Annotated in this window: 2 protein-coding genes; both read left to right on the top strand. The window is 70.5% G+C overall.

From position 1 onward, the window contains the following. Positions 1–754 (top strand): response regulator (locus ACE3SS_RS15585; protein WP_374595517.1); only part of this gene is annotated, 754 nt, incomplete at its 5' end. A 113-nt stretch (positions 755–867) separates the two neighbouring features. After that, the coding region (locus ACE3SS_RS15580) for a sensor histidine kinase (protein ID WP_374595515.1) at positions 868–2,149 on the top strand (1,282 nt) is incomplete at its 3' end.

Here is a 2,149-nt window from a genome sequence, read left to right as displayed (position 1 = left end):
ACGCGCCACGCCTCGCACCATGGACTCCCTGCACATCCTGCTCGTCGAAGACGACCCCGGCCTTGCCGAATCCACCGGCCGCGCGCTGCGCTCGCAGGGCTGGGAGGTGGACGTCACCGCGCGCGGCGAACCCGTGGCGCTGTCGCTCAAGCAAGACCCCTACGACCTCGTCATCCTCGACATCGGCCTGGTCGGCATCGACGGCTTCGAGACCCTGCGCCGCATCCGCCGCGAGGGGCTCGAAACCCCGGTGCTGATCCTCACCGCGCGCGACTCCGTCGAAGACCGCGTGCGCGGGCTGGAGGGCGGCGCCGACGACTACCTCGTCAAGCCCTTTGCCCTGGCCGAGCTGATCGCCCGCGTGCGCGTGCTCACCCGCCGCGGCCAGTCGCGCCGTGGTGACTCGCTGGTGATGGGCGCGCTGCGCATGGATCTGTCTGCCCGCCGCGCCTTCATCCACGACGCCCCGCTCGAACTCTCGGTGCGCGAGTGGTCGGTGCTCGAATATTTGCTCGAGCGCGTCGGCCGCGTCGTCAGCAAGGACCAGATCGTGCAGTCCATCTCGGGCTGGGACGACGCCCTCTCGCCCAACGCCATCGAGGTCTACATCTCGCGGCTGCGCCCCAAGATCGAAGGCGCCGGTCTGCGCATCCGCGCCGTGCGTGGCTTCGGCTACCTGCTCGAAGACGAAAACGCTGAAAACGCCATCGCCCCGAACCCGGGCGGCGCGGCCCGTCCGCTGCCCTCGAACTGATACGCTAACCTTGCGGCCTACTCGTGCCGGCAAGCCGCCGGCCCCGCCTTGCCGCCGTGACCCGAACGCCCTCCGCCCGTAGTCTTCGCGCCACGCTTTTGCTGTGGCTCATCGTGCCGCTGATCGCGGTGCTGCCACTGCGTGCCTTCGTGCAATACCGCCAGACCGTCGCCCAGACCAACGAGGCGTTCGACGAAGGCCTGGGCGACACCGTGCTCGCGCTGAGCAACCTGATCGTGCTGCGCAACGGCACCGTCCACCTGGCCCTCACGCCCGAGGCCGAGCGCTCGCTGCGCACCGACCAGACCGATACCGTCTACATCGCGCTGCTCGACGCCGACCGCAACGTGCTGCAGGGCGACCAGGCGCTGGGCCACCTCGGCATCACGCCGGTTGCGTCGCCCGACGACCCCGCCAAGGGGCTGCATTTCATTGAATCGACCATCAACGGGCGCCGCGTGCGCGTGGCCGTCAAGCTCGTGCCCTGCGGCGGGCGCAACTGCCAGATCCGCGTCGCCGAAACCACCATCAAGCGCGAGCACATCGAGCGCGAGGCCCTGCGCGACACCAGCGGCTTCTTCGCGCTGCTGGTGCTCGTCGAGCTGATGCTGATCTGGGTGGCCGTGAGCATCACCTTCAAGCCGCTGGACCGCGCCAGCGCCGAGCTCGCCCGGCGCCACCCCAATGACCTCAGCCCGCTCAAGGCCGCGGACGTGCCATCCGAGCTGCGGCCGCTCATCAGCGCCATCAACGACCTGTTCGGCCGGGTGCAGGCCGCGCGGCAGGCGCAGCAGGCCTTTCTGGCCGACGCCGCCCACCAGCTGCGCACGCCGCTCACCGCGCTGCGCACCGAGGCCGAGCTGGCGCTGCTTGAAAGCAGTCGGGGCAACTCGCAGCCCGCCCTGGAGCGCATCCATCACTCCGCCGAGCGCGCTGCGCGTCTGGCCTCGCAGTTACTGGCCCAAGCCCGCTCCGATGCTGCCCAGCAAAAAGCCGAGCTGAACGAGTCGTTCGACCTGCGCGCCATTGCCGAGCAAGCCGCCGCCGACTGGGTGCCGCAAGCCCTCAAGGCCCAGGTCGATCTGGGCTTTCAGCTCGACCCGGCCCCGGCGCACGGCCACCCGTACCTGATCCGCGAGGCGCTCAGCAACCTGCTGCACAACGCGCTCGAATACGCCCGCCCCGCGGCCGGCAGCGAAGCCCGCATCACGGTACGCACCCGCAGCGAGGGCCCGCACAGCGTGCTGGAGGTCGAGGACAACGGCCCGGGCATTCCGCTGGCCGAGCGCGAGCAGGTGCAACAGCGCTTCCAGCGCGGCACCAACGCTCCCGGCACCGGCAGCGGCCTGGGCCTGGCCATCGTGCGCGACATCGTGACCAGCCACGGCGGCACGC

This window comes from Aquabacterium sp., from assembly GCF_041915145.1.
GTDB lineage: Bacteria > Pseudomonadota > Gammaproteobacteria > Burkholderiales > Burkholderiaceae_C > Aquabacterium.
Note: the sequence above shows the minus strand (reverse complement) of the source record. Positions and strands in the feature narration are given on the sequence as shown.